Origin of the sequence: Paenibacillus amylolyticus, assembly GCF_047302515.1 — a bacterium.
GTDB lineage: Bacteria > Bacillota > Bacilli > Paenibacillales > Paenibacillaceae > Paenibacillus > Paenibacillus amylolyticus_G.
This window is the reverse complement of sequence record NZ_CP168019.1, coordinates 5,975,026-5,998,344: the sequence shown is the minus strand read 5'-3', so window position 1 is coordinate 5,998,344 and position 23,319 is coordinate 5,975,026. Positions and strand designations below refer to the sequence as shown.

The 23,319-nt window shown below is 45.8% G+C and carries 21 protein-coding genes; 2 read left to right on the top strand and 19 right to left on the bottom strand.

Annotation, left to right across the window (positions count from 1 at the left end; translation table 11 throughout):
* Window positions 1–35 precede the first annotated feature (35 nt).
* Entirely contained in the window at window positions 36–224 is a 189-nt protein-coding gene (locus tag ACDJ59_RS26350) for a helix-turn-helix domain-containing protein (RefSeq protein ID WP_413406688.1), read from the bottom strand.
* A gap of 253 nt (window positions 225–477) precedes the next feature.
* On the opposite strand from ACDJ59_RS26350, the gene ACDJ59_RS26345 reads away from it, so the two are divergent.
* Window positions 478–1,227 carry a hypothetical protein gene (locus ACDJ59_RS26345; protein ID WP_413406687.1) on the top strand — a complete coding sequence of 250 codons (750 nt, stop codon included), beginning with the start codon at window positions 478–480 and terminating at the stop codon, window positions 1,225–1,227.
* A 73-nt stretch (window positions 1,228–1,300) separates the two neighbouring features.
* On the opposite strand, the gene ACDJ59_RS26340 is transcribed toward ACDJ59_RS26345, so the two are convergent.
* The 9 genes from ACDJ59_RS26340 to ACDJ59_RS26300 all read right to left on the bottom strand — a co-directional run bounded on the left by ACDJ59_RS26340 (window position 1,301) and on the right by ACDJ59_RS26300 (window position 10,331).
* Complete coding sequence (locus ACDJ59_RS26340) at window positions 1,301–2,056, bottom strand: hypothetical protein (RefSeq protein ID WP_413406686.1); 756 nt, start codon at window positions 2,054–2,056, stop codon at window positions 1,301–1,303.
* A 143-nt stretch (window positions 2,057–2,199) separates the two neighbouring features.
* A complete protein-coding gene (locus ACDJ59_RS26335; RefSeq protein ID WP_413406685.1) occupies window positions 2,200–2,523 on the bottom strand; it encodes a hypothetical protein in 324 nt (107 codons plus the stop codon).
* 49 nt (window positions 2,524–2,572) lie between these two features.
* Complete coding sequence (locus ACDJ59_RS26330) at window positions 2,573–3,733, bottom strand: RES family NAD+ phosphorylase (RefSeq protein ID WP_413406684.1); 1,161 nt, start codon at window positions 3,731–3,733, stop codon at window positions 2,573–2,575.
* 404 nt (window positions 3,734–4,137) lie between these two features.
* Window positions 4,138–4,617 carry a 23S rRNA (pseudouridine(1915)-N(3))-methyltransferase RlmH gene (gene rlmH, locus ACDJ59_RS26325; protein WP_076252167.1) on the bottom strand — a complete coding sequence of 160 codons (480 nt, stop codon included), beginning with the start codon at window positions 4,615–4,617 and terminating at the stop codon, window positions 4,138–4,140.
* Between the two features lie 402 nt (window positions 4,618–5,019).
* Window positions 5,020–6,140, bottom strand: a protein-coding gene (locus tag ACDJ59_RS26320) for an IS3 family transposase (RefSeq protein ID WP_413406683.1) whose coding sequence is annotated in 2 segments (ribosomal slippage) — window positions 5,020–5,891 and window positions 5,891–6,140 — 1,122 coding nt in all. Because the reading frame shifts where the segments join, the coding sequence is not laid out codon by codon here.
* 379 nt (window positions 6,141–6,519) lie between these two features.
* Window positions 6,520–6,687, bottom strand: a complete 168-nt coding sequence (locus ACDJ59_RS26315) for a CxxH/CxxC protein (RefSeq protein ID WP_017691462.1) — start codon at window positions 6,685–6,687, stop codon at window positions 6,520–6,522.
* Window positions 6,688–6,893: 206 nt separating this feature from the next.
* Complete coding sequence (locus tag ACDJ59_RS26310; protein WP_413406682.1) at window positions 6,894–7,859, bottom strand: MBL fold metallo-hydrolase; 966 nt, start codon at window positions 7,857–7,859, stop codon at window positions 6,894–6,896.
* 373 nt (window positions 7,860–8,232) lie between these two features.
* On the bottom strand, window positions 8,233–8,754 hold the full coding sequence (locus ACDJ59_RS26305) for a hypothetical protein (RefSeq protein WP_413406681.1): 522 nt from the start codon (window positions 8,752–8,754) through the stop codon (window positions 8,233–8,235).
* A gap of 299 nt (window positions 8,755–9,053) precedes the next feature.
* Window positions 9,054–10,331 carry a S1C family serine protease gene (locus ACDJ59_RS26300; RefSeq protein WP_338589613.1) on the bottom strand — a complete coding sequence of 426 codons (1,278 nt, stop codon included), beginning with the start codon at window positions 10,329–10,331 and terminating at the stop codon, window positions 9,054–9,056.
* 723 nt (window positions 10,332–11,054) lie between these two features.
* On the opposite strand from ACDJ59_RS26300, the gene ACDJ59_RS26295 reads away from it, so the two are divergent.
* Window positions 11,055–11,267: a hypothetical protein gene (locus tag ACDJ59_RS26295; protein ID WP_017691458.1), complete on the top strand. Its 213-nt coding sequence runs from the start codon at window positions 11,055–11,057 to the stop codon at window positions 11,265–11,267.
* Here the strand turns inward: ACDJ59_RS26295 and ACDJ59_RS26290 are convergent.
* The 9 genes from ACDJ59_RS26290 to dnaB form a co-directional block, all read right to left on the bottom strand.
* The gene (locus ACDJ59_RS26290; protein ID WP_047841016.1) at window positions 11,236–12,042 is read right to left on the bottom strand and encodes an MBL fold metallo-hydrolase; all 807 of its coding nucleotides are present in this window, start codon (window positions 12,040–12,042) and stop codon (window positions 11,236–11,238) included. The genes ACDJ59_RS26295 and ACDJ59_RS26290 overlap by 32 nt on opposite strands.
* Before the next feature lie 6 nt (window positions 12,043–12,048).
* Window positions 12,049–12,792, bottom strand: coding sequence for a two-component system regulatory protein YycI (gene yycI / locus ACDJ59_RS26285; RefSeq protein WP_413406680.1), 744 nt, complete (start codon window positions 12,790–12,792; stop codon window positions 12,049–12,051).
* A 344-nt stretch (window positions 12,793–13,136) separates the two neighbouring features.
* Window positions 13,137–14,417, bottom strand: a complete 1,281-nt coding sequence (locus ACDJ59_RS26280; protein WP_413406679.1) for a YycH family regulatory protein — start codon at window positions 14,415–14,417, stop codon at window positions 13,137–13,139.
* Entirely contained in the window at window positions 14,401–16,251 is a 1,851-nt protein-coding gene (walK, locus tag ACDJ59_RS26275) for a cell wall metabolism sensor histidine kinase WalK (protein WP_413406678.1), read from the bottom strand. The genes ACDJ59_RS26280 and walK overlap by 17 nt, the downstream gene beginning before the upstream one ends.
* Entirely contained in the window at window positions 16,251–16,973 is a 723-nt protein-coding gene (gene yycF / locus ACDJ59_RS26270) for a response regulator YycF (protein ID WP_413406677.1), read from the bottom strand. Before yycF ends, walK begins: the two co-directional genes overlap by 1 nt.
* 246 nt (window positions 16,974–17,219) lie before the next feature.
* Window positions 17,220–18,752, bottom strand: coding sequence for a peptidoglycan DD-metalloendopeptidase family protein (locus tag ACDJ59_RS26265; protein WP_413406676.1), 1,533 nt, complete (start codon window positions 18,750–18,752; stop codon window positions 17,220–17,222).
* A gap of 482 nt (window positions 18,753–19,234) precedes the next feature.
* On the bottom strand, window positions 19,235–20,002 hold the full coding sequence (locus tag ACDJ59_RS26260; protein ID WP_413406675.1) for a hypothetical protein: 768 nt from the start codon (window positions 20,000–20,002) through the stop codon (window positions 19,235–19,237).
* Between the two features lie 222 nt (window positions 20,003–20,224).
* Entirely contained in the window at window positions 20,225–21,511 is a 1,287-nt protein-coding gene (locus tag ACDJ59_RS26255) for an adenylosuccinate synthase (protein WP_036671866.1), read from the bottom strand.
* A gap of 445 nt (window positions 21,512–21,956) precedes the next feature.
* Window positions 21,957–23,318 (bottom strand): replicative DNA helicase, encoded by a 1,362-nt coding sequence (dnaB, locus tag ACDJ59_RS26250; protein WP_036611922.1) that lies wholly within the window; start codon window positions 23,316–23,318, stop codon window positions 21,957–21,959.
* Window position 23,319: the final 1 nt, after the last annotated feature.

The following is a 23,319-nucleotide window of genomic DNA, read 5'->3' as shown; positions in this document are numbered from 1 at the left end:
TCCTCCTAAGTAAACACAGCCAACGTATTGTGACTTTAATCTAATGCGCTCTTTCCACTCTTGACCCAATTATCTACTTCTGAAATTTTAAACTTCCACTGCCGTCCAATTTTATGCGCAGGCACGTGTGCTTTTTTTATCCAATTTCTTATCGTATCTTTTGTCACGCCCAGATACTCAGCAATCTCTTCAAGACTGCACCATTTTTCAGCTTCGAGTCCCATTATAGACCTCCCAAACCTTAGCCACATTCATAATCATTATAGCCCTTTTTTTATCAAAGTTACAATGATTAAGTGGTAATTAGTATGAATAAGAGAATAGATATTATTATGAACCAACTAACAACAAACAATTTTATATTCCAACCTCTTCTGGTAAAATAAATATAGATAGCTTGTTGAAATGCCCCTGATTTGGGGCTCCTATCACAATGGATCGGCTATATAGCATGTTTTTATATAAGGAGAGTGAAAAATGGCTAATTTAAAGATGCACTCATTGCCAATTAACTTAGGAACACCTTATCTAACAAATGAAAGTGCATACTTTCTCGGTGGGATTATAGCTGCCAATGAAACCGTAAGTATTAGTAATACTGAATGCTGGGTTTCGCCAGTCAGATATAATTACGAATATCTCACAGAAGCGGAACTTAGAAGTCATTACACATCTGTTAACGCAATAGCAAATGTACTTAATAACAAGACCTACTATGTCGACGGAAGTTATATAAATATTAATGGGTTTACTTTAAAAGTTAATAAATTTACAGGAAGACATTCAGGATTTGTAACACTTTTTCCAAAAAAAGAGAAAATTAACGTTGAAGAATTAGCTTCTTTAACAGAGGAAGTTTTAAAAACTAGTTCTGAAGAGGTTATACGATGCTTCATAACTGGGATTTTTGATGGTAGAGGAGCTATCGATTTTGATACATATAAAAAATCTATAAGATATATTGCTCTAGATTGTGCGAACATTCAAGTTGCTACAATTTTCACCTCGATTCTTAATAATTTCATTACCAACTACAATACATCGCGCGATAGACTTGAGGGAGGAATTAGACGTGATAATCAATTTAGAATTAAAGATATTAACTACTACTATCGAAGCATAGGGTATATATCAGATGTAAGGTTCAATAAGTATTTAGAGGGTAATCCACGAGTTACTACTAATTATGAAGATACTATTTTAACAGGCTTGAAAACTATATCTTAACATTTGGGTACTTGATAAAGGCTCATAAGCTCCCCTATTATGAGCCTAAAAGATCTGATTATTACAAATTCACTTATAAACCTCTTACATCTAACATTTCAATAATTTCTTCTGCCGAAATACCCACTTCTCTTATTACTTTATTTGCAAAAGACTTAGCGTTAGGACGTGCTGTACTAGCTTTAGAGATTATTGCATTGCTTCCTTCACGTAGCTGTATCCATGATTGGTTTTGTTGATTTCTAATCTGCTTTACTTTATTCCACACTACATCGCACTCATTGATAAATTCATTATCATTTTTCTGATAATTCTGCTCAATTAAGTCATGACCTACTTTGCTCAATAATATAGGTGGTCTTCCATCTCTCAGTGGATGATGTAACTCAGCATTTTCACCAAGTTCATCTCCAGTAACCAAACACCTATCCACTGCTTCTTGGCATATTTGTCTCGCTTTTCCTCCTAGCAAATATTTATCTGTTGCTGCCGACTCAGTTGAAACCCACTGTTTTAGGGCATTTAAAAGAAGTGAAAATGTTCTAAATTCATCTGGTATTAGTTTTTCCATATTACTGGGTAAGGGATTGGCTTCCAAGAATTTTTTAACTTCTCCCTCTTCGGAGGATAATCTAATCGCATGTTCGTTCAGTAGAGCTCCAATATCATCTAAGATACTTGCAAATACCTCTCGTGGGATTTTTACATTAAGCACATCAAGACCATGTTCCTCAATGAAACCCCTATAAAAAACAATATACTCGGACAATAGTTTTTTCTTTTGAGTCTTAGTTAAATTATTCTCAAGCTTATAACGCTGATAACCCAATTAATCAACTTCCTTTCTCAACTTAATTTCCGATAACTTCAACTTCTATTAATTGAGAATTCAATGTTAGCCATAGTATTTTTCTTGTTTCGATTATTTATATATATCACTGTCTAGAGAGCCACCCTATTGGTGGCTGCAATTTACAAAATTCCTTTTTGAGACTTAACTTTTTGTAATTCCTGAATCAATTCATCTTTCTGACTACTAGCTGTACTTTCAATGCTTTGGTAGTTAGTATAGTCTGCAGGTTCGAGGAAACAGTACTTCTTATTATCATAATAAAATTTAAGCAACCTCATTGCTACTGAACTATCTTCAATTATTTCTGCATTCCAAAGAGAAATAACTAAATCGTATACATCATTTAGTATATAATCTGATTTCCACTCATTGTTGTAGGTTCTCTTATATAAATAAGTTAGCTCCCTAATTACTTCAGAAATACAACTGTGAATGCTGTTCATGATTTTTCACTTCCTATTAAAATCTACCGATATAGTACAAACTTTTACTTTAAATGATTTTTTTTTCGAGATAATCAAAATCAAGGATTAACTCAAACAAATAATTTTCATTACACTTGCTCTCAATTAATTGAATGCAAAAATCTCGATTAGATTTTAATCCGGGTGCATCTTCTAGCATCATCTTGAACACAGTAGTGCAATTAACACCCTTTTTTACGTCTCTCAATGAGTTTATATAAAATTTAATGGAGCCATCTAAATCATCATTATGGATTAAATATCTTGCTACCATTCTATTTATTCTTGTTTTAAAATACATAGAAGATTTTTTGCATTTCTCTTCGAACTCTTTGTAAATCTCATCTTTACTCACTTTTGACTCCCTGGCTTGAGCTACAGCTTCCCTCAGTGACAAAAACAACATTGCATCTGCTTTTTTATTTATATATTCAATTTCTTGTTCTTTAGTCTCCTCAGCTTTTTGATTATATCCATTAAGATTATCCTGATATCTTTTGTACTTGCTATAGCCCTCTTCAACGTATTCAATATCATATTGTATCCGTTTTGCTTTGCACATTTTATCACTATATAAGACAAACTGAAATTGTTTTGAATCAAAAGCCACTAAATTTAAACCTTCAGATAACGAGCTATTGTACAATATCCCATTGTAGCCCATTTCTCTAATAATATCGGATATGAACTGTGTTAAAAAATAATGGTTTTTATTTTGACTATTTACGGGTAACAACATTAATTGCTTAAAAAAGTTGTAACTCTCGTCTTCAGAATCAGATGATAAATCTAACATTCTCAACAACTCGACATTTTTAAACTCACCAACACTGCAAACTTGTCCAACTTCTGCCCTTAGCTCTGCAATGCAGGTTTCAATATTACTAGACAAATAGAGGTACGAATATCCTGCCCGATTAAATCTCCCCCCACTTGCAAAAAGCGGTGGAACTGCACTGATTTCACTCATGTTAAATGAAACCTGAATAGTTGTATCGAAATCATCAATACTCACATCTAAGCTTTTCTGTCCCACTCGCCCTCTAAAATAAGTAGTGTTAGGAGGTATATCATACTCTTTAAACATGTCTTTGTAATCATCAAAATACTTATGGTACTTATCCAATAGCTTATTTGGATTATTTCCTTGCAACTCATCCCATAGTTGATTAACTAATGTCTGAATCATACTCCCCATCCCTTTAAAAATATGGTTGTTTAAGTTTTTTATAACCTTACACTATATAAATTAATATCAAGTTATCCGATGTGTTAATTTATATTATGTCGGCTCTTCCTGCACTAATGGGAAAACTAAAATGTTATTGTATAATTCAACAGCCTTCCACCAATTACCTTCTTTTAACAAGTTCGCTCATTTAATCACAGTGTTCCAAGCACTTCTTAAATTACTGTCCCTACAGGTACAATAAAGACTGCCCTTATTTGAAAGGGTTCTTCAAATGGAGACGAGGAGAGTTGAACTCCCCTCATCGCTCTAAAATTTTTTTCTTCTTTATTATAGTTTTCTTGAAAATAACGCTTTTTTTATCCACTCTGTTTCAATAGTTAATGCTGTATTCTGCTTTACCACTATTTGTGATACGGTTCATTCCGATTTATCTTCACCGCGCGATAAATCTGCTCCACCAACACCAGCCGCATAAGCTGATGCGGCAGGGTCATGCGCCCGAAGCTTAAGCGCTGCTTCGCGCGGCGCAACACCTCATCGGAGAGCCCGTGGCTTCCTCCGATGACAAACACGACATGGCTCGTCCCATACGTGCCGAGCTTGTCGATCTCCAATGCCAGCTCCTCGGAACTCCAGAGCTGGCCATCCAATGCGAGCGCGACCACATGCGCCTCGCTCTTCACATGCGCGAGGATGCGTTCGCCCTCGCGCTCTTTTACCGCCCGAACCTCAGCTTCGCTCAGGGTATCGGGCGCCTTTTCGTCTGCGACCTCGATCATCTGAAACTTGATGTACGGGGCGAGCCGCTTGGCATATTCCTGAATGCCCAGCGTTAAATACTTTTCCTTCAATTTGCCTACGCCAATAATCTGAATAAACATGAAATTCATTCCTCCTAAATTGTCTTGCCAGATATTCTATAAGTAAGATGCTTCATCGCATCGTTCGTTCCAACTGTATTATACCTATACTAAACATTTCTCCAAATTCTAACGAATTCCACACACCTTAATCAGCCCCATTTCGGCTCTTTTAAAATCTAACGAATCTGAAACACGCTATTTCGCATCAAACGAGCACTCCCCACCACTTTCGAGGCCATTTCAGCAATATAACGTGTCTACGATTCGTTAGATTTCAACCAGGCGGTGTTTGCCTCATATAAGGCGTCTCGAGTTCGTTAGAGCTACTCGGCCAGTCTACACCCACGTCACTACCCACATCGCTGTTACCCAACGGCACTTTCCCCCATGCCTCAGCGGCTTTGGATTGTCAACATTAAATCAGACAACTTTTTTAAGGGCTTCTTGGCGATACTGAACAGGCGTCAAATACCCCAGTGATCCATGAACTCTGTGCCTGTTAAACCAGTTAACGTAGTCGTATAATTCCAATTCCAAATGACGGAGGTTTCGGAATTCCATTTGGTAAATAAACTCCGTTTTCATGACCTTGTAGGTGGCTTCGGCCACAGCGTTATCGTAGGGACATCCTTTCTTGCTGAGTGATCGACCAATACCAAACGTGCCTAGAAGCTGGTCCATCGCGTGGTTCTTAAACTCACTCCCACGATCTGTATGAAACCACTGGATTTGGCTCAAGTCGCCTTCTACCGTTGCAAAGGCACGCGAAACCAGAGCAGCGTCCTTATGTGGACCTGCACTGTGGCCAATAATTTCTCGATTGAACAGGTCCATGAGCACACAAATGTAATGCCACCGATGACCGACCTTCACATACGTGAGATCGCTGACCACGAAGCGCTTTGCTTCCGTCTGATTAAACTCCCGACCCAGTTCATTCACTGTTTCCTCCTCATTATAGGCCGTTTTATGAGGCTTAAATTGCGCAACGGTGTACGTGGAGACGAGACTCTGCTCTTGCATGATTCGACCAATGCGACGTCTAGATACGATGAGTCCTCGTTCCTGAAGCTTGGCTTTTATCTTTCGTGTACCATAGACTTTTCGATTTTTGTGGAATATCTCCACAATAGCTTCCGTGAGCTCATCTTCATTTGGCTTTTCCTTCGCTTCATGATAGAAGGTGCTTTTGGCGATTTCGAGGACGTTACACATTGCTGATACTGAGTATTTATCACGGTTATTCTGGATGATAGTTACTTTCGTCCCATGATCAGCGCGGCTTGCTTTAAAATATCGTTCTCCATCCGTAAACGTTGGAGTTCTTTACGCATAGCCATTAATTCGTTTTCTTCAGGTGAACGGTTGTCTTTCTCTTTGAAAGAGCCCGTTGCCTGCGATTGTTTGATCCAGCGGTCTAGAGCCGAAGCAGTGAGGTCGTATTCCTCCACAATTGCAGCTCTGGATTTGCCGTTTTCAAAGAGTTGCACCATTTGTTTTTTGAACTCGGTTGTGAATGTGCGTCGTTGTGGTTTAGGCATTGTAGAGATCCGCTCCTTAAACATGATAGTTTTATTCTACAAGCCCTTATTTTTTCTGTCCAACTAAGTGTAGCCGATCCACTTCCATTTCTATTACCTACAACTTGCACCTTTACTACAACCTAGCCCACTCCCAACTCGGAACTCGGCACCTACACCTACCTCAATCTTCCCTTACTCTCGCCTACTCCCACGTTAACCCTACGACCCCCGCCCAACTCCACACTGCCTAACCACCAATACCAATTCCCCCATAAACACAAAAAGAGCGCTCATCACGCTCTCCTTGGCTTCTTGCTGTGATGTTCATACCGGATGGAAAGTCAGCCCGAAGCGCCACCTTAAGTCACGTCTCCGGCCATCTAAGTCCTACAGTACGCTAAACGACGAGGAATTCCGCGTGCTGTTCGCACTCGGCGCATTTCGCAGGCGGGTCCCAGTCGGCAAATTCCGTCTCCTTCAGATCAACGATATCTGGAGCGTCCTCATACTCATCGACAAACATGTCGATGGCAATGTCCACGTGTTCTTTGCATACAACGTACATCCGTTAAGCATCCTTTCTGTAACCAGCTATGTTCCCGATTCACAACCGCGTATCCCATTACAGGATAGCCACTTCTCAGTTCTATCACACCTGCCGCCGAAAAGAAACCCCTACACGCCTAATGACAGCAAAAACATCCCTCCCACTTAACAGGATAAGGATGTTTGGCTTTTACTTATACCGTTTCTAGAAGTCCATCGTTATACTTAAGGCCAAGAAATTTCGCCTTTAATTACCTGAGCGCTCGTCTCCAGATCGCCTGTATTCGTAAAGTCCGGATATGCTTTTTCCATGGCTGCAATCAGTTCTTTAGAATCTTTGGCTGTCTCTGCCTCTGCTTCAAATTTAGCAATATAATCACGGGTGAACGTAACACTCGATATATCCCCGGCACTGGTACCCAGGTAATGACCTGGAATCACTCGCTCTGGATTCAATGCAATAATTTGGTCTAGCAATTGGCGCCAGTAGTCACGGCTCTCTGGCGTTTGGTTATCTGCAATCCAAACGTGCGAATTTTCGTAGACAGGAACGCCACCCAGAACAGTTTTAATGGAAGGAATCCACAGGAACGTATGGGACGGATCGGAACCATCTAGACCGATAATCTCTACGGTTTCTCCATCTACGGTCAATTGAGCACCGTCAAGGACGTCCGGAACAATCTGTGCAGTTGGTGCATTTTCTTTCAGAATCGGATTCCAATAGTCATTCTTCACTTGAATTGTTTCCTTGATTCCTTCCACCGTTGCTGGAGTCGCAACGATTTTTGCATCAGGGAACGCCTCACGAATTACCGATAGACCGAAGTAATAGTCCGGGTCCTTGTGGCTGATATATACGGTGGTCAGTTTTTTACCCGAATCTTTAATCATTTTGACCAATTGCTCGGCATCATTCTTTTGGAACTGCGCATCAACGAGCACGATTTCAGTTGGACCTTCAATCAGGTTTGATGAAACGCCAAAAATGCTGTTTTCCCCAGGATTATAGGTGGTCACTTTCAGCTCCACCGCTGGTGTGTTTGTTTCCTCGCTCTTTGTATTTCCAGCACTAGCAGCATTTGAGTGTTCCGCATTTTCGGTTTTACTTGCTGTACCCGCACAAGCACTCAGAATTAACATGAAACATAGAGCGAGCATAACGCCCATTGATGATTTTTTAATAAACATTTAATTGATCTCCTTCTCTTTAAGTCGCCGCCGTTCATCCATAACAATGCATCTAGCAGCCAATTCGTTGATTATTTATTCCGTCCTATAGTCTGGTTGTACAATTGCTTCGACTTAATCCCCCTTCAAATCATTATATGTAACTACTACAGTTACAACTTATATAATGTAATCATTATAGTTACAACTAACTGCGAATGTCAAGTTATTTATTCAAAAAATCTACTTCTAATAACTTTTCCGTTACTCACAAACTTTATAAAAACAACAAAAAAACCAACCAGAATTTTCTGATTGGCCCCATTTAACTTCCCTTAACCCTGCAGTACGCTTTATTCCAAAGATTCAGACTCTTCATGTCCAAATACTAATTTCACTTCAATCCCGACTGCGCCTTCGTCAACAGTTTCCCGCCTTGAAAAGCAATAACAGCATTGGCACCATTGCCGGCTGTGCCTTTATAGTTGTACACCACCATATTCTCCGCTTCACTCAGCGCTTCACCTTCGCCGCCAAGAATCTCAATGACATCTTCTACCGACATGCCAACCTCAAGCTTCTCGTACTGGGCAAACGTAATAAGCACCCCGTCACCTTTCCCGGCCGATCCATTGTTTCCGGATGCTACAGGTGTTTGACCACCAGCCCCACCTGCAATCACATTTGTACTCAGCTCATTCAACTTGGTCTCAAGTGCTGCGATTTTTTGCTCCTGCTCAACGCTCTTGGCTCCCTGCTCCACCAGTTTCTTCTCAAGCCCTGCAATCTTCTCTTGCAGAGCACTCGTATCCACGGATGCTCCTGTCGTAGCTACCTCAGATCCACAGGCCGACAGCACAAACAGTGACAGCGCCAAGCTCGTTCCCCCAAGCATCTTTTTCTTCAAATGTTTCATCAAAAATACCCCTTCCATTCTGAAATAAAAATATGATCGACAAACAGATGTTATTGCATCAGCGACCGTCTCCAACATATTGACAACAGTTTACCACAGCCCTAGTCTTATGTATCTGCTCCTTTGGCTCCGGGTCTAACTGATCATGAGAATATAAAATGGTTGATCTACTCATTTACTGTCGAACGAGCACGTCCACCCATAACAACTAAAAAAGAGTGGTCAGTTGATCTGATCACTCTTCTAGCATTCCCTATTTCAATCCACGCAACAGTATAGGCTCGCTCGCTGAACTTCCCTTACTCCGGTTTATCCGTCAGCTTCACGGATACTTTCTCAGCTTTGCCATCCCGGTAGAAGGTCACTTCAATCGTATCCCCAATCTTCTTCTGATCGTACAGATACTTCCGCAGATCCAGCGTGGAGGTAATTTTTTGCCCATCAAATTCCGTAATGACATCATTCAGCTTCATGCCCGCATCAGATGCCGGACCGGATGCTTCCAGCACAACCACACCGCTGTCCACGTGAGATGGCAGCTTCAGATCTTTACGCTGCTCGTCATCCAGTGGTGCATAAGGGTTGCTCAGATCAACCGTGTACACGCCCAGGTATGGACGAGATACTTTGCCGTTCAGTAGCAGGGAATCTACCGTTTTCATCACTTCGTTCATCGGAATCGCGAAGCCGAGACCTTCAACACCCGTATCCGAGATCTTCATCGTGTTGATGCCAACCACTTTGCCGTTCAAGTCGACCAAAGCACCGCCGCTATTACCTTCATTAATCGCCGCATCCGTCTGAATTACGTTTTGTTCCCAGTCGTACACCCCGTCCTGATTAATCGATACAGGCAGAATACGATCCGTGTAACTGACAATACCTGATGTCAGCGTACCGCCCAGACCGAGCGGGTTCCCGATCGCCAGCACCGTTTGACCGCGCTGAAGTTTGCTGGAATCACCGATCTCCGCCACTGCACCCAGCCCTTTGTCTTCTGCGGATAGTACAGCAATGTCGCTCACACGGTCCTTACCGACCAGCTTCGCTTTATGTGTCTCCCCATCTACGGTCACAATCTCCAGATCACTCGCACCCTCCACTACGTGGTGGTTGGTCATGATGTAGGCCTTGCCATCTTCCTTCTTGAAAATGACCCCTGAGCCCAGCGCCGAATCTTCCATCGACAGACTGCTACCCGTTTTATGGTTCACAATGCTTACCACGGAAGGACGAACATGGGCTGCTGCTTGGATAATCCGGTCGTATGGATCAGCTGCCTGCGCTGTCTGTGCACCGCCTCCACCACCATTACCCGTAGCATTAGCCAACGGTAACGAAGCGGGCTGTGTAATGAAGCTAAACAGCATGACGGTCACGATGGAGCTGATCACCGAGCTAATCACAGCTACCTTCACTGTGGAACTGATTCCCGTACGCGATCTGCGCGGATTGCTCCAGCGGTCACGTCCACGTGCTCTGCCTCCAGGGCGGATGATCTGAAGTTTGCCTTTCTGTTCAGGTTCGGCGCGTCTTGATACTTTGGTTGAATAAAAATCGTCTCCAAACAATCCCATCGTGATCCTCTCCCCTTCGTTGTCACGCATCAAGACCCTGACTGCCGCCTAAGTTGTCGCATGGTTCAACGATGGTGTTCTTACGTTACCCCACTCCAGCCACAGCCGAGCTTCCGATCGCTGTTACTCACAAATTTTTTTATTTCTTTTTCCTAGGTAAAATTTGTTCATAAAGGCGAACGCTACGCTTCTCCAGCCTCGTTCTGTGTCTTTCGTTACGTGCGTACCGTAAATAACCTCTCGCTTTCCCATGCTTTTTTGCATTTTTATAAAATGGTCTTGCATATCGCTGCATCCCGGCATCAAATCAAGATACAGCGTCTATGTACAACAGAACGGACACGCCATTCTGTCAGTGACTCTATCAATCATGCTCTCGCATTCTATGACATGCCATTTCACACGCAAAACAGCCAAAATCACAATGCTCCTCATATACTAAACACGTCAAATCACAAAAAGTTGCATATTTACGAAAATTAAAGCAAATTTCCGCTATAACGCGCTTAACAATAAAGGTCCATAGTATCTATCACCACAAAATCCGGTCCGCTAAGCGCCATTTTGGCAAATTTGAAGAACTTTTTCACCCCTGCATAGTCACAGGTTCAGCATACACGTCTCATTACACAAATGTTAGCGGCAAAAAGAGGAATGTTTTCCATCAAGCCTGACTACAATAATAGTAAAAGACAATTCGAAGCTTCATAGAGGAGGATATATATGGATCGCACGCGTACACTTACAGCCATGGATGAAGTTCATATGGCGGCCAAGCTGGCCGATCTCAAGGATGAACACTATCGCAATACCCTTGCCCTAAGTACCATCATTGAACTGCTTATTGATAAAGGCATTTTGACCCGTGAGGAAGTAGAACGCAAAGCCGCCGAGCTCGACAGCTTTATGGCTCACCCACCCTATCCCATGGCGTAGGACGGTCGTAATACGTATCACAGAGTTTGAACTCATGATCCCGATAAAAGCATCCACGGCTCTCCATCGCGTCACGCACCGACATTTTCGCCAAGTCCATCATATTATGATCCCGGCTAAGATGTGCCAGATACGTGCGCTTGATGCGTCCGTTCATCAGTTCACTAAGCGCCGCCCCTGCTGCTTCGTTCGACAAATGCCCAATGTCGCTCAAAATTCGGCGCTTGGTGTTCCACGGATAACGCCCCATACGCAGCAATTCGACATCATGATTCGCCTCCAGCACCAGTACGTCAGAATCGGAGATCGCATCGCGAACCTTGTCGCTCATGTATCCGAGATCCGTTGCAACAGATAGCTTCTCCGTACCATCATCGAACGTGTACCCTACCGGCTCAGCCGCATCATGCGAGATCCCGAAGGATTCCACACGCAGTGACCCAAAATCATGCTGTTCTCCCGTCTCAAATACCCTCCGGTTTTCCTCTGGAATCGCCCCAACTGACTTCTCCAGCGCCGCCCACGTATTCAAATTCGCGTAGATTGGTAAATTATATTTCCGAGACATCGCGCCTAGTCCTTTAATGTGATCGGAATGTTCATGTGTGACCAGAATCCCGTCCAGTTCTGCCCCAGAAATCTCCCGTTCCTGAAACAGTGCATCCAATCGCTTCGCGCTAAGACCCGCGTCAATCATGAGAGAGGTACCCCCATGCTGTATGACCGTGGCATTGCCTGTCGAACCGCTGGATAACACGGTAAAATATATCCCCATAACGCATTACTCCCCTGGTTTGTCTGTCTTGGGACTGAATACATCCCCACTGATGCCCTGCACGTACAACACTTCGCCACTTTCCAGCACGAACCGCCATGCCGGCATCGCTACTTGCATATCTGAATTGAACAACTGGCCATAGTAGCCCAGCTGAATATCTTTGACAATCGCATCATTCGGCAAAAAGTTCTCGATCAGCGTTCCCAGCGCCTTCGACGCCGGAAGCACCTGCTGATCGCTCTCCTCTGCGGTCGTAATCCGCACCGGAGTCAGACGGTAACCCGTAATTTTCTGGTCGCTATAGAATAACTCCAGACTCACATTGAAGAGCGGCCATTTGCCATCCACCAGTGGGTGAAGTACAAAAGCCCCATCCTCGGCCATCAGCTGATCCAGCCGATAAGTGCCGATCTGTGGAATCTCGCGTTGCAACGCATCCTCCAGCTCACTCTGCGAGAAGATCAACTTGCTATCTACAGGCTGTTCCAGTTCCATATCCACGCCAGCCTTGTCCTCTTCAATGAATTCATAGGACAACTTCGGCAGCTTCGGCGTTTCATTCGGAATCGGAGCCAGCACCTGAATGCCCTTCTCTTCCATCGCCTGCTGTGTATTGTCTGCCAGTGAGGTGAAGTCCAGATTGGCTCCGGCCGTCTCCCGCGCATCCATCCAGATCTGGTATCCCAGCACCAGATTGAGCAGCAGAAAGGCATAGATCAACACATTTTTCGCCCGTCCCCAATCCAAAACATTCACCTCCTTCAGTTAACTGGCTGAAATACTTTCAATAACTCTTGGAAAATTGATCTCTATCCACATAAGCGCTGCTCTCTAACGAACTCCACGCGCCTTATATGCTCCATTTTCCGCAAGTTTGTAATCTAACGAACCTGAGAGAAGTTATTTCTAGCATTTATAGGCTTTCTGCCGGTTTTCACCCGTTTTCTAGCGGAATAACGTCGCTGAGGCTCGTTAGATTTTGCGTTCTAGGCTAATTCGGCATTTAAGACGTGTCAGATTCGTTAGCCGTTAGCCCTCTGCACGCGTAGTGATAAAGTACAGCTACTCTTTGGTTCAATGACTATAACCCATCAAGATACGGTAGTCTCCTCACCATTTCCGAATCGGATAACCCATACCGGGATCAGCTTCAGTCCGTCCTCAATCGTAGAAGGACGATACGCAGGGTACACGTCCACGACCTGGCGATTCTCACCGGCTACCTTTTTAATCAGAGCCTGGAGCTTCTCCCCACCTGGCAATTTGACCGACTTCTTCGTCTCTGCGCCTTCGTTCAGGTATTCGAGCGATCGCTCATAGCTGGACACCGTCTCCTGCTGCATCTCCATGCTAATCGTGCCGAAGCGGAATTGCATGGAATCCATAATTGGATAGCTGCCGTAATACTGCTGGAATTCAAGCTGCGTCTTGCTGTCAGCGGTCTCCAGCATCATGCGCGATCGGCCTTTCCAGCCGCCATGCTGGTTCACAAAATCAACCGCGGACAGCGCATCCTTCGCGGGATCAATCTGTCCCGCAGGCGGTGCGGCTGGGTCAGTGTAGCTAATCCAGCGCTGCTCTTGCTTCACCTGCAGACTACGTTTGCTGTCCGTGTAGATCTCCGACCCGTCTTTTTCCCGTATGTTCCGGGTCATGCTTGGGTCAAAGAACAAGCTGCGCTGCATCTGCTCAACGGTGTACTGGCCTGTTGGCACATCCGCTTCAATCGTCTCCAAAGCTTCCGCCGGGATATAATACCCGCCTTCCATCAACGTATATGGCGTCCAGTTCGTACCGAAGTCAACATGCTGCTGCACGTCCTGTACCGTTAAGTCCGCCTGAGTTGCTTCGTATACCACGTCTCCCTTGGCGCTGAAGAACAGCGCATGGGCCTTCGTTTCATTTTTAGCCGTATAGATCGAGATTCGGTTAATCGTCTCCCCTTGGAACAAGGAATCCGTCCCGAGCCTCATCACCCGCTGTAACAACGCTACGGGGATACCTTCCTTAAACGATAGCTCAAACCCGGGGTTCTCCTTGCGAATCTGATCCCAGTTCACCGATTGCACACTGCGGCGCTGAAAATCATCGAACGCCCGCCCCTGTAAACGTGAATAGATCAACTGATAGAACGTATTGCCAGGGTAAAACACCGTATGTTTATCCTCGCCCAGATGAATAATCATCTGATCAGGGAAGATCAATTCTTCAATGTTACGTTCCTGACCCATATTTTCCGTCTTCACATAGTTCGTCTCTGACGTCACAATAGAATCCCCGCCTCCGGGCAGACGATAGATCAGGAAATAACTCTGCACCAGACTGGCTACGACAAGGGTAGCGAGCACCAAGGATTTAATCCGTTCCTTCACGGTGCTCACCCCCTTCCTCGCGCATCGGCAACGTGAACGTTACTGTCGTGCCCACGTCTACCTCAGACTCCAGAGAGATGCTGCCATCATGTGCCTTCACAATTTCCCGGGCAATGGACAGTCCTAGCCCTGTGCCTCCCATACTGCGGGAACGAGCCTTGTCCACCCGATAAAACCGCTCAAAAATGCGATCCAAATCGCGCTGTGGGATACCCATTCCGGTATCCGATACCGAGATGGCAAGTGCATGTTCATCACTGCGTCTAGCCGCAATCGTAATGGTGCCGCCTTCCAATGTATATTTCAGCGCATTGGACACGACATTATCCAGTACCTGATCAATCTGGTCGCGATCCAGCGGAACAGCCGGAATATCATTCTCTACAGACAGCACAGGCTGAATATCCTTCTGATGCATCTGGAACGAGAATCGATCCGTCACTTCCTCCAGCATTTCCAGAATGTCGGTTGGCTGTTTACGTAGCATGGCCTCTTTGGAATCAAGCCGCGATAAATGCAGCAGATCCGTAACCAGCCTGATCATTCGCTCCGTCTCGTTCTGAATAACACCGACGAAACGTCCGGCAAGCTGTGGATCTTCCAATGCACCGTCATCCAGCGCTTCCGCGTAACTCTTGATCGTAGTCAGAGGTGTCCGCAGCTCATGGGATACATTGGCCACGAATTCACGCCGGGATGCCTCAAGCTCTTCCTGCTCGGTGACATCCTGAAGTACGGCAATGGTTCCTGTGATCCCCAACTCACGTCGATGAACCGGTGTGAACGTCATGCGAATGACCACAGGCTCTTCTTGTCCGGCAGGTGCAATCTGCAGCAGCGTTGAACCTGTAAAACCACTCGCGAGAGCTTCTGCATCCTCCGGATCAATACCGAGCAATATGGCGAAATGCCTTCCTTCGATATCCGCAGGACGCATACCCAGAATGCTGCTGGCACGGCGGTTCACCAGAATGACTTTGCCGTACTCATCCGTGGCTACTACACCATCACTCATATTGGTCAGAATGGAGGTCAGCTTCTCCTTCTCCTCTTCGTTCTGGGAGAGTGCATCCCGAAGTCTGCTGGTCATATAGTTAAAAGCCCGACTGAGCTGACCAATCTCATCCGTGCCAAATACAGGTGTCTGTTGATCAAAGTTACCTTCTGCGACCGCTGTCGCTCTCCGCGTCACTTCCTTAATTGGCTGCGTGATCGTATGGGACAGAATGACGCCAAGCACCGCCGTTAACACCAAGGCAATCAGAATGCCGGAGATAAAGATTTTGTTGATTCCCTCCATCGTGGAGTACAGCTCGTTCATGGATGCCGCGATGTAGACCGCGCCAATGATCTTGCCGCCGGACAGAACCGGCTTGGCGACGACCTTTTTGCGAACATTATCCTCGTCCACGATATATTCCTCATTGTCCCGAATACCTTGCAGCGCACGGCTGACGACGGTCTGGGTATTTTTGCGCCCCACATAGTCCGAATGTGAACTTAGCGAGGTCGTGAGTACCTTGCCGCTGGCATCCAGCACCTGAATCTCGGCACCGTTAATGTTGAACAGATTGTTCACCAGCACACGCAGATTTTCCGTTTTGTCCTCGCCAGCCTCTGCTTCTCCACCCGCCATCGTCTCACCCACGAGAACCGACAGCATCTCCGCACGCGCCTGTAAATCCTCTGTAAAGTTGCTCGTCAGGGAGTTCTTCATCGCGCTCACAAAATAAACGCCGATCAATTGCATCGCAATCAAAATCAGCAGTACATAGATAATAATCAATTTCGCCTGAATCGTTCGGAAGAACGAGAATCGCGCGAATCGGCCCATTATATCCCCACGCTTTTGGCACTGCGCACGAGATAACCGAGCCCGCGGCGAGTCAGAATCGTTTCCGGTTTGCTCGGATTCTCCTCAATCTTCTCACGCAGGCGACGGATCGTGACATCCACGGTACGTACATCGCCGAAATATTCATATCCCCATACCGCCTGCAGCAGATGTTCCCGTGTCATGACCTTGCCGGAATGCTTCGCCATATAATAGAGAAGTTCATATTCGCGGTGGGTCAGATCGAGTGGTTCCCCGCCTTTATAAGCTGTATACATGTCCATATCAAAGGCCAGATCAAACAGCCGCATGACCTGCTTTTCTTCATCTTCGGAAGCACCTGCTGTAATCGCAAGCTTTTGCCGTCTGCGCATCTGTGCCTTCACCCGTGCAAGCAGCTCACGCGTACTGAATGGCTTCGTCACGTAATCATCCGCACCCAGTTCCAGCCCGAGCACCTTGTCGATCTCGCCATCCTTGGCGGTAAGCATAATGATCGGCATCTCCAGATGAGCACGCACCTCACGACATACATCCATACCGTCTTTACCCGGGAGCATCAGATCCAGCAGCATCAGGTCCGGTTTCTCGGATAACGCCAGTTCAACTGCACGAATGCCATCGAATGCACAGATGACCTCGTACCCCTCTTTTTCCAAATTAAACTTCAGAATGTCCGCGATGGGCTGTTCATCGTCCACCACCAAAATCTTCCCCTGCATCGGCTAATTTCACCCCTATATCCTACTTAATCCGCGTTAGCATCTATATCTCTCTTCTATGTTTAGCTTGTACCAAGCCTGTTTGATTTGTTTCTCTAGTTTGTTGTTTATACTCTATAGTTTAACATACCTGAAGCACCGTCACATCCCGATCGGAGGCTTGGAAGGTCTTTCATCTGAAAATATTTTACAGCAGCAAAAAACAAGGCCAGCATCATAGCCAACCTTGCTCTCACTTTAGCTCTATTAGTTCAAGTACGTTAACGGATTTTCCACCGTTCCATTCTTGATAATCTCAAAATGCAAATGCGTTCCGGTCGAGCGGCCTGTGTTGCCCATAACGCCGATACTTTCGCCTTTTTCAACGACTTGACCAACCTTCACACCAATACTGTTCAAATGTCCGTACAATGTTTCGTATCCGTTACGATGGTTAATAATGATGACATTGCCATAACCACTCTTCTGCCCTGCAAAAGTAATCACACCCTCATCAGACGCTTTCACATCGCGGTTACCTACCAGATCGACACCTTTATGTTGACGACCCCAACGCTGTCCGAAGCTGCTGCTCATCGTTGCATTCGATACCGGCCAAGCAAACTCACCTGTACCCTCACCAACGACTTTCGTTCCGCTTAGGACCACTTCAGTTACGGCGACTTTGATCACTTCCTGACCGAGCCACTCTTCCTGAACCACTTCACCATTTTCTTTCGTTATACGGTATTGCATGCTTTTCAGCCCGCTTTGTCCTGGACGCACGACTTTCGTTGTGCCTGCTTTCAAGTCAGCACTTTTACGCACTTCCACTTGCGGTTTGATCTCAATCTGCTCAACCACCTGCTCAACCGATTTAACGGTAACTGCTGGTTTAGGCACGGTCAGGGTCAGTTCATCTCCAATTTGCAGGGACGTTTCCTTGATGCCTGGATTATGCTGGCGAATCTCACTTTGTGTAATTTCATACTTGGAAGCGATCGAAGAGATCGTATCTCCCTCACGAACCACATAAGTTACAGGCGCGTCTTTACCAACGGTTAATGCTTTAACCGCCTCGGACACATCCCATATTTTGTTTGGATCAGCCTTCACCACATCCGTCGCCACATCTTCCTTGATGCCTACCGACTTCAGGGTTGTACTCGGTCCCTCGTCTTTCTTCGAGGAATTAGCCGATACCGACTTCGTCTTCAGCGAACTTCGCACCGCCGATGCCGATATGTATTTGTTCTGCACTTGTTCCAGGATTGCATCTGCTGTTGCCTGGTCCTTCACAATGCCAATGACTTCACCGTCTACCTTGAGCTCCACACCTTGGGCGTAGGCTGTCAGCAAGTTACCCAGTTTATCCAACGTTTCATCGCTGTTCACTTCAGGTTTGTACGCTTTTACCGTCTCGGTCGTGATGCCCTCTGTGTTCAGCACCATTTCTGCATCCGGATATTTATTTTGATATTCCTCGGTTTTGTCTGTAAACAGTTGTTGTAATTGTGCTTCATCTGCAATGGTACCAATCTCGCTACCTTTAACCATTACTTTATAGTAAGAGACGGTGTTTGCAGTAACATATTGTTTGCCTGCGAATCCGATCGATGCTGCGATGAATACACCGCATGCTGCTGCAATGATCCATTTGCGCGAGGCCAGAACGCGCTTCTTATTCACACTGAAGGTGGACATGCTCATGTTGTTTTTGTCTTCGGCCGTCCGGTGTTCCCCGGATTGTTCGTGTACCCGGTCTTTGCCCGGTTGGCGTATGCCTCTGAAACCTTTCATGATTCTCTCCTTTTCAGCACTTCTCAGTTCGCATTTCTGTCAAGACATCACCCATCGTGTCTTTCCCATGCTAGTTGAATAATATATTTGGGTGTCCGCAAAATCAGGACTTTAGCTGCGCTCTTAAAAGTGTCAAAATTTTAACCTTTTATCACACCCGTATACTTTAACACAGGTTTTATAGTCATTTCAACTCTAGACGTCACACCGCAAAGCCGCGCCCTGCTTGGTTTTCCTGAATTATCCATAAGATGATACGGTTAGGGCATCACCCTTTATGCCTCAACATCAGTGGTACGCTGTACTTTGGTTCGCAATTTAAGACTAGGTTCTAAGACCCAGTGAAATATGCTTTATTTTTCATAAAAATACAAAAAAAATCCCTCACCAGATCAACTCTGATAAGGGATTACGTAAACGGAATCATGAACCATTGGATCATCTCCAATAGTCTAATAGCCTGCCTGCTTTCCCTGCCTATCTTATTCTGCTTGCAGTACTTCCATCAGGTTGTCGTACTCTTCACTGGTCAGGTACTTCGAGATCACCTGTTCAATTTCACGCAGTTCCTGTTCCGTCAGGCCACCTTCCATGGCTCCCGAGATCTGTTGCATTTCTTTCTGCGGCAGTTTGTTCATGAGCAGGCTGAAGATTTTTTCTTTCTCCTCTGCTGGCAGCTTGTCCTTCGTTCCTGTAATGTCATCCGGTGATACAACAATGGCATCATTACCTGAAGAAGCATCGCCGCTGGTTCCTCCGGTTCCGTTCCCCGAAGCTGAACCACTACCCTGTGCTGTTCCTGAGTCATTACCCGTGCCCGTATCCGTCCCATTGCCTGCACTTGTGCCTGAGTTTGATCCTACGGTCGTATCTGTACCTGAACCTTCCCCTGTGCCCTCGGTTGAGCCACTTCCTTGGGACGCATTATTGCCTGCATCTACGCCAGATTGACCGCTCTCCGTCCCATTCCCCATAACTGAAACAGCATCTTCCGGAACATGCTCTTCGTCCGCTCCTGTCGGCTGATCTGTCGTCCCATTTCCTGATTTATTCCCCTCGCTGGTTTTACCGCCCAAGGCACCTTGGAACATGGCGGTTAACCCCATGGGTTGACCTTCCCACTGAATATTGAAACTTGCGAGTAGCGACTTCGCATATGACTGTACAATTAATCCGGTCGTGAGCAGTGTCAGTGAACTGACCAGCAACACGGTTAGCAAGATTTTAACAAACCACACAAGCAACTTCATTCCGTTCTCTCCCTCCGATTATCCCACCCGTTTAACATGCGCATGTCGGGGTCTGTAACTCTACTGTTAACCAGTATTGACGGAAATCTCGGGATTATATCCGAAAAACATACAAAAAACCTCCAGTCATCGCTATAAAAGCAACAACTGGAGGCTTAACATGCCTAAGTCGGCAGAGGATTCTATTTTATAATTCAAGAAACAATCTCTCTATTTCTTCGATTACTCGTAGATTGGAAGAACTTGATTCGTTTGCTCACGGTTACGACCAACGGAGAAGATGGCAATTGGAATGCCTGTCAGTTCGGAAACACGTTTTACATAATTCTGTGTGTTCACTGGCAGGTCTTCAAGTTTCTTCGCTCCAGTGATATCTTCGCTCCAGCCGGGCATCTCTTCATATACGGCTTCACATTCTGCCAGCATTTTGAGACTTGCCGGATAATGTGTGATGACCTCGCCGCGGAATTTGTATCCTGTGCAGATTTTTACGGTTTCCAGACCTGTCATTACATCCAGAGAGTTCAGGGACAGACCTGTGATTCCACTGACACGACGCGCGTGGCGAACAACAACACTATCGAACCAACCTACACGACGTGGACGTCCAGTTACAGTACCGTACTCATGTCCAGTCTCACGGATTTGGTCGCCGATTGCATCATGCAATTCCGTAGGGAATGGGCCATCTCCTACACGCGTTGTGTAAGCTTTCGCTACCCCAATGACTTGCTGAATACGAGCCGGGCCTACGCCAGAACCGATACATACGCCACCTGCGGACGGATTGGATGATGTAACAAATGGATAAGTTCCTTGATCAAGGTCCAACATAACGCCTTGTGCGCCTTCAAACAATACCTTTTTGTCCTCATCAATATATTCGTTCAGAACAACGGATGTATCACGTACGTAAGGACGCAGAATTTCAGCATATCCGAGGTAATCTTGCAGAATCTCTTCCACATCAACCGGCTGGCCGCCGTAGACTTGCTCGATGACACGGTTTTTTTCTTTGACCAGATGACGCAGTTTCAGTTCGAAATCTTCAGCATCCAGCAGGTCAACCATCCGAATACCAATACGAGCTGATTTGTCCATGTAACATGGGCCAATTCCTTTGCCAGTCGTACCGATTTTGTTCGGACCTTTGCTCTCTTCTTCGAGTGCATCCAGTACCATGTGATATGGCAGGATGATATGTGCGCGCTCACTGATGGACAGGTTCTTCGTTGTAAAATCATTGTCATGAATATAGTTAATTTCTTCGATGAGTGCCTTCGGGTTGATAACCATTCCGTTACCAATCACACACGCTTTATCCGTGTAGAAAATCCCTGATGGAATCATCGTCAGTTTATATTTTTTGTTATCAATCAGAATTGTATGACCCGCATTGTTACCACCTTGATAACGAGCCACCACATCAGCGCTCTCCGCCAAATAATCCGTGATTTTACCTTTTCCTTCGTCTCCCCATTGCGTTCCCACTACAACTACCGTTGACATAGTTAACATTCCTCCGTGGGTGCCTTGCGCACCTTTGTATTGGTCTGTCCGTCCTCTATCCCGGCAGGCATGTTACGCAATAAACCGACTGAGAAGCGTGCTAACGGACAGTAAAAATGTCCTTCCGTTACATTCAAGGGAAGGTTTGCGCTGCTTTAACGCAGCAGTATTAGTGTACCAGTACCCTTTTTCAAAGTCAAATCAAATGGCGAACAATTATATATAGTACAACTGTAATGTTCGGGATTTACCCCTTATTTCAACACAAAAAACCGGAGACTTCAGTCCAATCTTGCTTGACTGCTATCACCGGTTCAGGGATACCCATTTTAATGTGAATCTATATCTGGTATTTATCACATATGTTTGAGTTCAGTTGCTCTAATGGTTGATCTTCGGGACAGACGATTCTGGCTTCTTGATCGAAGCCGTCAGCACCTGCCCATTACATCGCGAAGGCGTCATTGTGCGCCCTCTCGTAATTGACGAATTTATTAAAGTTTTTCAGGAAGACCAGTTCAACCGTACCTACCGGACCGTTACGCTGTTTAGCGATAATGATCTCGATAATATTTTTCTTCTCGGTCTCCTGGTTATAGTAGTCATCCCGGTACAGGAACGCTACGATGTCGGCATCTTGCTCGATCGAACCCGATTCCCGCAAGTCACTCATCATCGGACGTTTGTCCTGACGTTGCTCTACACCCCGGCTCAGCTGGGACAAAGCAATAACCGGAACTTCCAGTTCCCGGCCAATCTGTTTCAGTGTACGTGAGATCTCGGATACCTCTTGTTGACGGTTCTCCCCTGCTTTACCACGTCCACTAATCAATTGAAGATAGTCGATCAGGATCATGCCAAGGCCTTTCTCCTTCTTCAAGCGACGGCATTTGGCACGAATATCCGCTACGGTAATCCCTGGCGTATCATCTATGAAGATGTTGGCTTCTGACAAAGCTGCAATACCCATCGTCAGCTTCTGCCAGTCTTCATCACCCTTGAAATCACCCATACGCATCACGCTGGCATCCAGGTTGGCTTCCGCACAGATCATACGTTGCACCAGCTGGGCGGCTGACATCTCCAGACTGAAGATGGCTACCGTCTCCTGTGCCCGAATGGCAACGTTCTGAGCGATATTCAGGGCAAAGGCCGTCTTACCTACGGAAGGACGGGCCGCCACAATGATCAAGTCACTGCGCTGGAATCCGGCAGTCATCTTGTCCAGATCGATGAACCCGGACGGAATACCTGTTGTTGTACCCTTATTCTGATGAAGTGTTTCCACACGATCGAATACTTCCATCAGTACGTCCTGTATGGCTATAAAACCACTACTAGAGCGACGGTTGGAGATCTCCAGAATGCGACGTTCAGCTTCTCCGAGCATCGCTGCAACATCTTCTCCGCCTGTATATCCTTCGCTCACGATCTGTGTTGCCGTACGAATCAGGCGACGCAGCATCGATTTCTCTTCGATAATCTGAGCGTAATAGTCTACGTTCGCGGCTGTAGGTACACCATGGGCTAGCTTAGCTAGATAACTAACGCCCCCGATGTCCTCCAACTCACCTTTATCCTTCAGAAGCGAAGTCAGTGTCACGAGGTCAATCGGTTGATTTCCCTCACCAAGCTGGATCATCGCTTCAAAGATTAATTGATGGGGTTTATCATAGAAATCCTCGGTTTGCACCCGTTCCATCGCTGTAATCAGGGCCTCGCCCTGCAACAGGATTGCACCCAGCACGGCCTGTTCGGCTTCCAGGTTCTGCGGGGGAATCCGGTCGAATAACATTTCTCCGCCCATC